Raw genomic sequence first — 12,052 nt, 5'->3', positions numbered from 1 at the left:
CGGTTGACAGGGGTGGCGTGGGGTGCAGCTTCGGGAGATACCGGCAACTTGGCCGCCGCTGGGGTGCATACTGGCAACGCGAATCGCTGATCTCCGAAGAGCGCAGGGGAAGACCGGTGAGATCCCGGCGCTGACCCGCAACGGTGTGTCGTCACCTCGGTGACGATGAGCCCGGCTACCTGCCAAGGGGTTTGCGACTTCCGTCCATCGCCGCGGTCTGCGATCCGGAGTCTTGCACGGTGGCGTGGCGTCGTCGAGGCCTAGCTCACCTGCGGGTCTTATGTGTTCGTGGATACACGACACGATCTGAGGTCTGATCATGTTCCGACGCCAGTCAAAGTCCACCACTGCACTCGCCGCGCTTCTGATCACGGGGGTCACCGTCGCGGGCTGCTCCCGCGATGAGACGCAGGAAGGTCCCGCCGCCGGGGAGGCGTTCCCCGAGCCGGTGACCATCACCAACTGCGAGCGCGAGTCCACCTACGAGGCACCGCCACAGCGCATCATCTCGATGAACGACCATGTCACCGAAACCCTCATCCAAATGGGCGCAGGCGATCGCATCGTCGGGATGGGCTACGGCGAACAGAACGACACCTTGCCGGAGGTCGCCGAGCAGTTCGCTACCATCCCCTCTCTCGCCGAGGAATACCCCACCTGGGAACAGATCGTCGATCTGGAGCCGGACCTGGTGGTGGCCGGCATGCGCAGCGCGTTCGACGAGAAGGAGGGCCGCAGCCGCGACGCCCTGGAGGCCGCCGGCATCGACACCTTCCTGTTCTCCGAGTACTGCGGCGAGGGATTCCCCGACATGTCGATGCTCGAGACCGACTTCTCGCAACTCGGCAGTATCCTCGCCGTCGAACACGGCGCGGAGGATCTCACCGACCGGATCACCGGTGAGGCCGATGCGGTGCGCGCGAAGCTGGACGCAGCGGGCGTCACCGGGATCCCCACCTTCTTCTACGACAGCGGCGAGGCGGAGCCCACGACGATCGGCGGCGTCGGCGTGGGCCAGCTGATCAGCGAGTACGCGGGCGCGGACAACATCTTCTCCGAGGGCGACAAGCCCTACCCCACGACCACGTGGGAGATCCTCGGTGAGCGGGCCCCGGAGGCCATCGTGGTGCTGGACTACGGCAATACCGGCGCCGAGGATAAGGTCGCCTACCTGCGCAATCAACCCATCATGTCCACCACGCCGGCTATCCGGGAGAACCGCATCGTGGTGGTACCGCTCTCGGACTTCTTCGAGAGCTCGCGCATGACGATCTCCATCGACACCATCGCGCGTGAACTGCACCCACAGGCGTTCGGGGAGTGACGTGACGACCGTCATCGACGAGGCCGGGGAGCGAGTACGCGGTGACGCCCCCGCGCCCCCGCCAGCGGGGCGTCGGCCGCTCTGGCTGATCCTTACCCCGCTGTTGGGGCTGCTCGCAGTGTCGATCGCCGCTGGCGTCTCGTTGGGTTCGGTGTCGATCCCGATCGGGGACGTGTGGGCGATCGTCGCCCACCGTCTTGTGCCGGGCTCGTTCGACCCGTGGTGGACGGACGCCCGGGAGGCGATCGTGATCGAGTCCCGGCTGCCCCGAGCACTGATGGCGGCGGCGGTGGGCGCGTCCCTCGCGGTGGCAGGTGGCGTCGCCCAGGCCGTCACACGCAACCCGCTGGCCGACCCCTTTCTGCTCGGCGTCTCCTCCGGCGCCGGTTTCGGCGTGGTCATCCTCACCGTCCTGGGCGTGGGGGCCGGAGTGTGGGGCGTCTTCACCCTCCCGATGGCGGCCTTCCTGGGCGCCCTGCTGCCGCTCGCCGGCGTCGTCCTGGTGGCGCGTCGCGCGCACGACACCACGGCCATCGTGCTGGTCGGCGCTGCCATGACGATGGTCTTCGGCTCACTCAACACGTTCACCCTGCTGGTGCTGGGTGACGACCACCAGCTCGGCACCGTCATGCGCTGGCTCGCTGGCGGGTTCGGTGACGCCGGCTGGACCATGTTGCTCGCCCCGGTCACGATTCTTGCGGTCGCCGGCACAGTCGTGATGCTGTGCAGTCGGCATCTGGATCTACTGCTCACCGGCGACGACGGCGCCACCGCGATGGGAATGAACGTTCCCCGGTTTCGCATCCTCATGCTGCTGCTGGTGTCGCTGCTCACCGCGGGAGCCGTGGCGGTGTCCGGGACCATCGGGTTCATAGGCCTGCTCATCCCGCACCTGGCGGGGTACTTCACCGGTCGCACGTCGGCGCGCCTCCTGCCCACCGCCGCGATGCTCGGCGCTGTCGCGCTCGTGTTGGCCGACATCACCGCCCGCGCGGTGAGCGATGGTGCGGAACTACCGGTGGGTGTCGTGACCGGGGTCGTCGGCGGGCCGGTGTTCCTGTTCATGCTGTGGCGGCGCTACGGGAAGGCCGCGCGATGACCACATTGACCGCACACGACGTTTCGGCCCGGCTGGGAGGCCGGCAGATCCTCGACGGGGTGGACCTGTCCATCACACCCGGCCGGGTCACCGCACTCGTCGGGCCCAACGGCAGCGGCAAGACGACGCTACTGCGCACCTGTTATCGCGCACTGCCGGTCTCGGCGGGGCTGGTCACCCTCGACAATGCCGACATCTCCTCGCTCCGACGCCGGACGTTGGCCCGCGCAGTGGGTGTGAGTACTCAGGAACCGGTCTCCCTCGGCGGCATCACGGTCCGCGAGTCGGTGGGACTCGGCCGGGCGGTCAAGCGCGGACTCTTCGAGTCGTTCGGGACCGACGACACGGCGGTCGTGGAGAACGTGCTCGCCCGGGTGGGGATGACGGACCTTGCAGACCGTGACGTCCTGGCCCTGTCAGGCGGCGAGCGGCAGCGGGTGTCCATCGCACGTGCGCTGGCCCAGCAGCCCGAGGTGCTCCTTCTGGACGAGCCCACCAACCACCTCGACCTGCATCAGCAGCTGACCGTTCTGATGCTGCTAAGGGAACTGGCGGCCGGTGGCCTCGCAGTCCTGCTCACTCTTCACGACCTGCGGATGGCCACGGAGTACTGCGACGCGATGGCAGTCCTCCAGCGTGGGAGGGTAGTGGCGACCGGCGCGCCGGAGGACGTGCTCGACTCCGCGCTGCTCGCCGAGGTGTTCGGGGTCCGCGGGGAGGTGCGGCCGGGGCCGGCCGGGGGCCGGACCCTCGACGTCTGGGGACTCGCCGATGCCTGAGCCCGTCGCCGCCGCGTACGCGAACATTACGACCCCGCTCGGCGAGTTCGCCCGGACCATCGAGCACGGTCCCGAGGTCCTCCCCGGGACCGTGCTGACGGACCTTCAGTGGCTCGACCGGCGGATAGCGGACACCGGCCGGCGCTGGTTGCACGACGATCCGCGCGTCAACGCCACCCTGTGGTGGTACTCGGCCAGCTCCACTCTGGCCGCCGCGCCGCTGGCGATGCTGCTGTCCGGGGGGGTCGCACCCGACCCCCGTCCGGAACGGCTCACCGTGTCCCTCCAGACCAACGGCTATCTTCGGGCCGCGCGATCGGACAGACTGCTGCGCTCGGTGACCGAGTTCGCGGAGGGGCTGCGCGAGGCACACGAGGCGGTAATCGCCTCACTGGCGGAGGTCTCCGGGGCGGCACCGCGGGCGCTGTGGGCGATCGCGTCCGACTCGATCGGTAACCGCGCACTGGAGGCGGGTCGTGCCGGCGGCGACCCCGAGCGCGGCTGTGACCTGGCCCGTGCCGTCTCGCGTCCCCCGCTACTACCGGTGCGCTACATCGACATCGAAGGACCTGAGCACACCCGGCGGTTCGTCCACCGCGGCTCCTGCTGTCTGATCTACGTGGCGACCGCCGGGGACAAATGCGTCAGCTGTCCGCGCCGCACCCCCGAGGACCGTCACGCCGAACTCCTCGGACGAACATCCCCCTAAACGCGCTCGTTCCCCGGCCGGCGTCGCGATCAGCGATGGACTGGACCGGCCGTGGCCGCCACCTGCTTCCACGCTGCGATGAGTCCACGCACCGTGTCGGAGTCCCGCACCGCCAGGCGGACGTGCCCGGCGTCGAGCCCGGGGAAGGTGTCGCAGCGACGTACGACGAACCCCCGCTCAAGGAGCTGGTGGCGAAATCCGGTCGGGTCGAGGCCGGCAGGGGCCCTGGCCAGGATGAAAGGGGCAGAGGGAGGCACCGCCACCTCGATACCCGCTGCGGCGAGCAGCTCACACATCCTCGACCGGTCGCGTCGGATCCGGTCCCGTATCCGCTCGAGATGGCCGGCCGCCTCGGCAGAGCAGCACGCCGTGATGGCTTCCAACTGCAACGTGCCGACCGGCCAGTGCACCCGGTGCGCGGCCAGGTCCGCGAGCACCGCCGGATCCCCCACCGCGTATCCGGCCCGCAGGCCCGCCAACGACCAGGTCTTGGTGATCGACCGCAGCACCACGAGCCCAGGAAGCCGAGCCCCGGCGAGGGAGTAGTCGGCTTCGTCGTCGAGGACATCGCAGAACGCCTCGTCGACCACCGTGACTCGGCCGGGCCGACAGAGCGCCGCGATCGACTCACGCGGGTGGAGGACAGAGGTCGGGTTGGTCGGGTTGCCGATCACCACGAAGTCCGCCTCCTCGGGCACCAGCGCGGTATCGAACGCGTACGGCTCCGGCAGCACTACCCGGGTGACCGGGACGCGTGCGCGGCGCAGTTCGACCTCGGGTTCGGTGAACGACGGATGCACGACCGCCGCCCGCATCCCGTGCCGCGCCGCGTGGTTGGCCAGGAGATGGAAGCCCTCGGCGGATCCGGCCAGCGGCAGCACGCTCTTCTCGTCGGTGCCATGCCACTCGGCGACCGCCCGGCGGGCGCGGAGGTCGTCCGCGACGGACGGGTACGCGGCCAGATCCGTGATCCGGGCGCGCAATCTGCGGGTCAGCCACCCGGGCGGGCGGTCACCGTGGACGTTGACCGCGAAGTCGACACCACCGGACTGGGTCTGGACGTCCCCATGAATCCGCAGAGCGCGGAGGTCCTCAACCATCACGCGAGGCAACAGTACCGAGGAGCGATCGCCCGCTGGCCATCTCAGCCGCCACCAGCGCGAAGACGGCGAGAACGGCGGCGGCCACCTGGACCCGGGAATGCAACCGCACAGCGCGGTCGATGTCCCCGACCCGAACCTCGCGGCCGTCACCGAGCACCGCACGCTGCTGGACGCCATAGGGGTAGGGGGTCCGTCCCCCGAGCCGGATCCCCAGTGCCCCCGCGCAGACCGCCTCGACGACGCCACCGTTGGGACTCGGGTGCGCCCGGGCGTCGCGCCGCCACACCCGCACCGCCTCGGACGGGCTTCCTGCGACGGTCCCCGCCCACGCCACCGCCAGTGCCCCGGCGATCCGGGCCGGGATGAACCCCATGACGTCATCGAGACGTGCTGCGGGTGTCCCGAAGTACTGATGTCGATCTGAGCGGTGTCCCACCATGGCGTCGAGCGTGTTGGCGGCGCGGTGCGCCGCGGCGCCGGGCGGCCCCGCGACCGCTGCCCAGAACAGCGTCGCGATGGCTGCATCGGTGGTGTTCTCCGCCACCGATTCAACGACGGCGCGGGCGAGAGCCTCAGGCCCGAGCGCCTGTGGATCGCGACCACACAGCCACGGCAACAGTTCCCGGGAACCGGCGACGTCATCCCGCTCCAGCAACTCACCCTGTCGCTTCCCCACGGACAACAGCGAGGACCCACCGAGACAGGACCACACGACCAGGGAGCCCCAGGCCGAAGAACCGAGAACGCTGCGCGAGGCGAGACGCCCGACGACAGCCGTCGCAGCGACGGTGCCGCCCACGAGGGCCCCGGTGAACAGCAGTCCCGCCGCGCGCTGGCCTGCCGGCGTCCGGCAGCGGTTCAGGAGACGGCGTTCGGCGAGCAGTGCGACCCGGCCGAACCCGGCCACCGGATGAAGGCGGCCGGGATCACCGAGAAGACGGTCAAGGGCAAAACCGACAGCGATAGGGACGGCGCGCCGACCCAAACCCGTGCCAGCACGACCGCCCTGGGCGACGGGTCGACCGCGCGCGCGGCCCGCCTCGTCGTTCTCCGCAACCACCTGGCTACCCTCCAGTTCAGACCGCCAAATGCCGCTAGAAATTGCGATCACCAACACTAATTATCCCTAGTTGATCACCGGCGGCTCGGGGGCGTCCCCTCGGGCGGTGTAATCCCAGCCCGGCCTGACGGTAGGTGAAGGACCATCGTGTGCGGCTGTTAGCGGCTCTGGCAAGTACCCGCCGCACTTCTCAAAGAAGACCGTACGATGGCCCTAACCTCGAGGTTTCATCGGCCGGATAAGTCGCGTGAGCCGGTTGCCGAGGGGAGATTCTGCCGGATCCCCCGGACGCGGGCAGCGCCTGAGATGACGGACCTCCAGTTGCAGGCTCTGGCCTCCGCAAGTGCTTGTTGCGGACGCAGTGAGCCTCCTGCCGTCGGAATCGGTGAACCACCGTTGAGCGTTCGGATGCAGCCAGGCTGCGGCGGGGGCGATCAAGAGGACATCCCGCGTATTTCGAGCCCACTCGCGCCCCCACCATCGGTGTTTAGCGGTTTTCGGGCTGAAACCGCGGGGTTCGCAACGGGCGCTAAGTCGACCTCGCACTGCCCGGAGGCGTCTGCGCCTGCGTCCGCCTCCTGCTTTTACTTGACGCCACTTGGAAAGATACTTCTTGTCTAAGGAGCGCCGCCCTCGCCACCGGTGCAGATATGTCCATCACCATGCGGATGCCTATGCCGGCTCTCCGCCATGAATCACACCGCGTCACGCTCGACATCGGTGGATCGAGGCTGAGTCAGCCAACCGATTTATCTTCCGATACCAAGTCCAATGGAACACCGACTACCACGCGGGCGGCGTTGTGGCCAAAGCGCCGCGCATCGCCCAACTCAACGTTCGTCCTTGACAGCTCGATCGGATCGGCCTCGGGACGCTTCGTATGGTGTACGCAGACTTGACCAGAAGCATCGATTCCCACACCGACATCCAGTGGCGAACGTTGTGCGGCATGATGCGCAAGCACTACAGCATCTTGTGGCGGCGACACAGCGACCGATAGCGCTGTAGTCGAGTAGGGTACCCCCTCCTCTTCGATGCCAGCCAACACCTCACGGAGCAGGGGAGTCTGCGAAGGACAAATCACGACGATGGTCGGGCTCTCGACGCTTCCACTCTCACGCATTCGCCGCCTCCGGCACGGTGAGGGCTTCGGATCTGAATGACTCTACGTGGCCTGCTATGAGGCCCGACGCAACAGCGTTACGAGGGCCTTCCGTGCCACGAACATTGCCAGTACCACATACGATTCCGTAGGGCGCAAGGGCATCAGCGATCATGTCCGGTATTTCGAAGTCGAGGGCGCAACCGCCGAGGAGGACGACAAAACCGACCTGCCGCAAATCTCTGTTCGGTGAGACAGTCGCCAAAGAACGAAGCGCGTTGACGACGAACACACGATGTTTTGCCGACCGCCGCACATCTCTGATCTTATCGAGGCTGTGTCGAGTGGCAATAGGTTCGAGGCCACTCTCGCTCAACGTCACGACTCGAGCGAACGTGTTGGTGGGCAGCGGTTTGGTGAAGAACTGGACCGTGCCGTCCTCCAGTCGGATGTGATAGAAGCTCTCAGCCTTAGCAAGCGGGCACCGTTTGATTTCCTCGGCAACCTCAATATTATCGATACCCAGCTCTGAGGAAATTAGTTTAGTGACCAAGTCACCGGCACCGGCCATATGGGTCGCAGTGATGTCGCCGGACATTTCGATCAGCGCAGCATCTGTCGAACCACCACCGAGGTCGAGAACGACCAATGGCTTATCGGTGCCGGGCGTTGTCAATGCTCCGCGTGTAGCCATCTCCGCTTCGACACCCCCGATAATCACTCGGAGGTTCTCGCCCCCGACGTCGGTCAAATTACGTTGGATCGCGTCAGCGACTTGCTGCATCCCGCTGTCCTTGGTCCGCACCATCGCAGCGAGTGCCACCGCGTTCTCGAGCGCCACCTCGCCAGCGAGCCCACCGCGAACTTCTTGTGGGATCGTGGTATCGACAGCAAGGAGGTCGCGGATATGGACGTCGTCAGTGGATTGGTTCGAGAGCTCGGCCATGCTGTGTCGAACGTTTGCGATCATGCCCCCGGCGTTTGTGCCAGACTCGCCGATGGCGTCAGAAAGAGGCGCGACCCTGTTAACCGCCTCCATGATCGCGTCCGCGCCAGTTCCGACATCGATCGTGATGCGCTTCTTTTCCCCGATCAGCTCAAGCGACCCGGCGGGGATACTTCGGTCGGTCACATCACCGGCCGGCGTGCGTACGACTACAGCCGATCTATTCCCGGTGAGCGCTCGCGCGACAGGCGACACCATTCTCGTTTCGTCGGGATCAAGATCGAACAACGTAGCCAGCCCGTAGGCGTTAGACAAGGTTCGGATGTTTCGCCCAGGTGCTGCCACTTCGACAGCGGCCAACATTCCGACGGGAACTGCTTCGATACGAGAGACTTCGTCAACGACGGGGATGGAGTGAAGCAACCGATTGGTCACAAGGACCGCATCGTCACTGCATAAAATAGCAGCCTGCACATCGACTCCACGAGCCTGCGCAGCACGAATGGAAGCTGCCGTGTCCTCGAAGTCTCGACCTGCAGGCACCACAACCACCACAGCCGCATCGACGGCGACCTCATCGAGGTCGTCAACGCGGGTAGTGACGCCCATACCCAGCCCGCACCCACTCGGGGTGCGAGGATCATGTCCAATCATTGTAGACTCGGTGATGATTGTTTCGGTGATTGTCTCCATGGCGAGTCCACTGATCACGGGGGTTGCTTCGTTGACGAGTACCGCTTCAACTTCACTGAGCGGAATCCGCGCATCACGGAGCGAACGGCATACTGCTTCGACGACTCCCTTCGAGTTTTTTATCGTGCCTTTCACACCGGTTGTGGGAGTCAGAGCGCTGCCAAAAAAGTCGATCGATCCGTCGCTAGCAATCCGTGCGACACAGACTTCCGTCGTGGAATTTCCGATGTCAACGCCGACGACAACTCCAGTTACGTGATCCATTACTAAATTTACCTCAACTGCTCGTCGCCGAGGAGATTTTCGATTCCACCTCGATGGGTTTGACGCCCTTATCGATCTGTTCAGTTTCTTTCAAGTGCAGCAGAGCCGCCTTTGCTTGAAATCTGGGTCGAGCCATCGGATCATTCTTTGTCGGAATTGGAGCGGGCGATTCGCCCTTCGCATATTGCGCGGCGTTACTGCCCACGCTCCTGTATGTATCCAATGTCATCATCGGAGACTGCGGGAACAATTCCAGGCTAGACAGCCGCGGCAGATTGCGCTGATGGATCATCGTTGTGCCTCGTGAGAGGATACCTATTCCAATACCGGACCCAGACAACTTTGCCGCCGTGTGCGCAATGAGCGCCAGATCTGCACTATGTCGTATTCGGATGACACGAACCGACACGCCCTGTTCCTCGATACCGGCTAAAAGCTGACGAATGACATCGGCGTGCGCAATGTCGACGATTGTCTTGCTGAAAAATTCCCCGAAGGCGGGAGATATCGCAAGGACCACCTCGTCAGATCGGGTACCCCGGAGGGCCGGGCCTACTTCTTCGAACGTGATTTTCCGCTGCGTAACAGCTGTATCGATGGTCATAGCCTGGCGCTCCTTGCTCACAGATTCAGCCGAGTTCTTGCTCGGGGTTAGACGCGCTGGTGACATGGCGCAGTTTCTTCATCTGTTCCCAACGTTCACCGGAGGGCCGATAGCCGGTTGCCGGGCCAGTGTAGTCATTCCGATCATTGACAGCTGACAGCGGTTCAAGTTCGCGCGTCAAAATTGCGGAAGTCTGCAATAGGTCGCCCGAAACCCGTTGACGCAACACGGTCAGCAAGTTCTCAGCGATATCGGAAAATCCAGTGGATTCGAGGGCCTTGACGAGGTCCAAACCCGTCACGTTTCGATCCATTACCTGCTGAGCACCTTTCAGGTCCTCGAGCACATCTCGATGGATGAGATCCCTGCTCCCGTTCGCGTACACGGCGGTAGTGATCTCTTCGTCCGTAATAGGCGGCAGGTCAAGGTATCCAAACACTGCTTGAAGCGCCTTTGCTGCGCGCTCCCGAGCCTCAAGAATCTCACCTTCGTCGACATGACGGAGGCCGCCGTCGACTTGCATGTCTCGTTGAATAGTGTTGAAGTCGTCGAAGTCTTCGGCCTCCATGTTCGAACCAGCGAACATATCGTCGTAGTTGGGCGTGGCGGCGAAGCCGGAGCATATGAAGTCGGTTCCCGGCAGCATCTGCGGCATCATCCGGGCGATTCGCCGCATTGGCGAGTGAGAGAACGATTGGTCGTTTCCGGAGGCGCACTCAAGATCGAGCCACGCGGCGATGAGATTCTCCGCGGCGACAGCACGAATACCGGCAGGGACGGCACCCGGCACACCTATGCAGGAGACTGATCCATTCTGCAGGCCTTGTACACCTGCGCCCTTCGCGACCATGATGCACCGTATCTCAAGGTACAGCATGGATTTGCCCTCGGCATTACCCATCTGTACTTCAGAACCTGTCCCCGACGTGAATCGCATTTTAATTCCGCGAGAGGCATATGCCGCGGCCAAGAATGCCTTTGACCAAGGCGTGTCGGCGCCGTCGACGAAGACTTTCTCCGTGCCGTATACCGAAATCGTTTCAGCGTATCCAGTGATGCCTCGCATCCCAAGCTCGAGTTCGGTAGCCTCCTCGAGCGCGCACTGAGTCAGCGGTCCGCCCGTTCCGACCTGGCTGCCGATCTGCTGTGCCATTGCGACAAGAGGTGCGTAGCGAACGACACCGAGGGTGGTCTCCATTTCGGCGAACCCTCGCAGCGAAGCCTCCGCCGCGTCGCAGACGACCTGCAGCGGGTTGTCGCGTTCGCTAGTGCAATGTGCCTGGTTCGCTGGAGTCCGCCGAGCACGCATCTTCTGCATACCCATCATAATCTCGACGACGTTCATCGTCTTAGCAACTTCGAGGTGCATGGCCGGCGTGAGGCCCTTAGTAACGGCTAGAACGTCCGTGCGAGACACATTAGGGTCTACCATCATACGAGCGATATGCGCTGGTTCTAGTTTCATTGCAGCCTCGGCGACTGTCACATCGATCGACTTATCGGCTACGAACTGATCGATGAAGTCGAATTCGATACGTTCTTTGCCGTCCATCTCGACGATAACGCCGTTTTCCACCCGAACACTGGGCTTAGGATCAAACTCACTGTCCATCGCTACCATGCCGACTTCCGGCCATTCCTCGACGAAACCGTCGAGGTTGACAGGCCGAGCCTCGAGGATCTCGGTTCGAAGCGAACGACGCTTCTGCGATTCGGCGGTTGCGGAGTTCAGGTTAGTCGTTGCAGTCATTTGTCGCTCCTATCGGTCATTCGGGCACCGCGAGGTACTCGCGGCGTTCATAGACGTCGACGGCTTCTCGAACGAGCACAGCCAAATGTTCCGCCGAGTACTCTGTCTCGAGCTCTTCGGCGATCGCCAGCAGCTCTTCTTGGGTGGAAACACCCGGGCGCAAAGCGTTATAGATCTCTAAAACCCGCGTGTCGGAGAGAGCCGTCATCTCGGCTGCACGGCGGAGGTTCGCGCCCAGCTGCGGCCGCCCAACCTCCTCGGAAATTTCCGCCTGTAGACGCAGCACTTCAGGCGTAATCCGAAGGTCCTCTGCTGCGATGTCACCAGCCATGACTCGGTCCATGGTGAGGTCGGCGACCGTCTTTCCGGTGGGAGTAAAAATCAGCTCAGGGCGGTGGACACCCAGCGGGTAATCCACATCCGGATCGAGTCGTGGTTCAGTCATGAGTAACTCCCTCACGTCGGCGGGTCATCAAATTCCGGTTGAGGCGATAGCTGTGCGTCGCCCCAGACACGCAAACTGTGACACGCCTCACGTTGCGAGCAGGCTGCAACCGCGACCCCTACCTCGCTTCGCCGACGCCGGTGCAATGTGACCTCAAACACAGGTACTGTGGGC

Annotated in this window: 11 protein-coding genes and 1 riboswitch; of the genes, 4 read left to right on the top strand and 7 right to left on the bottom strand. The window is 64.2% G+C overall.

The window, feature by feature from the left end; translation table 11 throughout:
• Window positions 1–54: 54 nt before the first annotated feature.
• Window positions 55–202: riboswitch (cobalamin riboswitch) on the top strand.
• A gap of 117 nt (window positions 203–319) precedes the next feature.
• From R4P08_RS17185 to R4P08_RS17170, 4 genes are read left to right on the top strand one after another with little or no spacing between them, the layout of a single operon-like run.
• Window positions 320–1,324, top strand: coding sequence for an ABC transporter substrate-binding protein (locus R4P08_RS17185; protein ID WP_259852313.1), 1,005 nt, complete (start codon window positions 320–322; stop codon window positions 1,322–1,324).
• Between the two features lies 1 nt (window position 1,325).
• Entirely contained in the window at window positions 1,326–2,423 is a 1,098-nt protein-coding gene (locus R4P08_RS17180; protein ID WP_411741233.1) for a FecCD family ABC transporter permease, read from the top strand.
• A complete protein-coding gene (locus tag R4P08_RS17175; protein ID WP_259852314.1) occupies window positions 2,420–3,202 on the top strand; it encodes an ABC transporter ATP-binding protein in 783 nt (260 codons plus the stop codon). The genes R4P08_RS17180 and R4P08_RS17175 overlap by 4 nt, the downstream gene beginning before the upstream one ends.
• Window positions 3,195–3,911: a (2Fe-2S)-binding protein gene (locus R4P08_RS17170; protein ID WP_317815085.1), complete on the top strand. Its 717-nt coding sequence runs from the start codon at window positions 3,195–3,197 to the stop codon at window positions 3,909–3,911. The genes R4P08_RS17175 and R4P08_RS17170 overlap by 8 nt, the downstream gene beginning before the upstream one ends.
• A 29-nt stretch (window positions 3,912–3,940) precedes the next feature.
• Here R4P08_RS17170 and cobC read toward each other — a convergent pair whose 3' ends face one another.
• From cobC to R4P08_RS17135, 7 genes are all read right to left on the bottom strand, one after another.
• The gene (gene cobC, locus R4P08_RS17165; RefSeq protein ID WP_317815114.1) at window positions 3,941–5,011 is read right to left on the bottom strand and encodes an Rv2231c family pyridoxal phosphate-dependent protein CobC; all 1,071 of its coding nucleotides are present in this window, start codon (window positions 5,009–5,011) and stop codon (window positions 3,941–3,943) included.
• A complete protein-coding gene (cbiB, locus tag R4P08_RS17160; RefSeq protein ID WP_317815113.1) occupies window positions 5,004–5,999 on the bottom strand; it encodes an adenosylcobinamide-phosphate synthase CbiB in 996 nt (331 codons plus the stop codon). The genes cobC and cbiB overlap by 8 nt, the downstream gene beginning before the upstream one ends.
• 811 nt (window positions 6,000–6,810) lie before the next feature.
• Entirely contained in the window at window positions 6,811–7,197 is a 387-nt protein-coding gene (locus R4P08_RS17155; RefSeq protein WP_317815084.1) for a glycerol dehydratase reactivase beta/small subunit family protein, read from the bottom strand.
• On the bottom strand, window positions 7,190–9,079 hold the full coding sequence (locus R4P08_RS17150; protein WP_317815083.1) for a diol dehydratase reactivase subunit alpha: 1,890 nt from the start codon (window positions 9,077–9,079) through the stop codon (window positions 7,190–7,192). Before R4P08_RS17150 ends, R4P08_RS17155 begins: the two co-directional genes overlap by 8 nt.
• A gap of 13 nt (window positions 9,080–9,092) precedes the next feature.
• Complete coding sequence (locus R4P08_RS17145) at window positions 9,093–9,749, bottom strand: propanediol/glycerol family dehydratase medium subunit (protein ID WP_317815082.1); 657 nt, start codon at window positions 9,747–9,749, stop codon at window positions 9,093–9,095.
• Window positions 9,709–11,433 (bottom strand): propanediol/glycerol family dehydratase large subunit, encoded by a 1,725-nt coding sequence (locus tag R4P08_RS17140; protein WP_317815081.1) that lies wholly within the window; start codon window positions 11,431–11,433, stop codon window positions 9,709–9,711. The genes R4P08_RS17145 and R4P08_RS17140 overlap by 41 nt, the downstream gene beginning before the upstream one ends.
• Window positions 11,434–11,449: 16 nt before the next feature.
• On the bottom strand, window positions 11,450–11,878 hold the full coding sequence (locus tag R4P08_RS17135) for a diol dehydratase small subunit (protein WP_317815080.1): 429 nt from the start codon (window positions 11,876–11,878) through the stop codon (window positions 11,450–11,452).
• Window positions 11,879–12,052: the final 174 nt, after the last annotated feature.

This window comes from Rhodococcus sp. IEGM 1408, from assembly GCF_033142235.1.
Lineage (GTDB): Bacteria > Actinomycetota > Actinomycetes > Mycobacteriales > Mycobacteriaceae > Dietzia.
The sequence above is the reverse complement of the archived record's forward strand: the minus strand, read 5'-3'. Positions and strand labels throughout refer to the sequence as shown.

Bases quoted from the DNA above. Each gene is read 5' to 3' on its own strand.
- cobC (WP_317815114.1), bottom strand. From the start codon at position 5,011: ATGGTTGAGGACCTCCGCGCTCTGCGGATTCATGGGGACGTCCAGACC.
- R4P08_RS17150 (WP_317815083.1), bottom strand. From the start codon at position 9,079: ATGGATCACGTAACTGGAGTTGTCGTCGGCGTTGACATCGGAAATTCC.
- R4P08_RS17185 (WP_259852313.1), top strand. From the start codon at position 320: ATGTTCCGACGCCAGTCAAAGTCCACCACTGCACTCGCCGCGCTTCTG.
- R4P08_RS17175 (WP_259852314.1), top strand. From the start codon at position 2,420: ATGACCACATTGACCGCACACGACGTTTCGGCCCGGCTGGGAGGCCGG.
- R4P08_RS17170 (WP_317815085.1), top strand. From the start codon at position 3,195: ATGCCTGAGCCCGTCGCCGCCGCGTACGCGAACATTACGACCCCGCTC.
- R4P08_RS17155 (WP_317815084.1), bottom strand. From the start codon at position 7,197: ATGCGTGAGAGTGGAAGCGTCGAGAGCCCGACCATCGTCGTGATTTGT.
- R4P08_RS17135 (WP_317815080.1), bottom strand. From the start codon at position 11,878: ATGACTGAACCACGACTCGATCCGGATGTGGATTACCCGCTGGGTGTC.
- R4P08_RS17145 (WP_317815082.1), bottom strand. From the start codon at position 9,749: ATGTCACCAGCGCGTCTAACCCCGAGCAAGAACTCGGCTGAATCTGTG.
- R4P08_RS17140 (WP_317815081.1), bottom strand. From the start codon at position 11,433: ATGACTGCAACGACTAACCTGAACTCCGCAACCGCCGAATCGCAGAAG.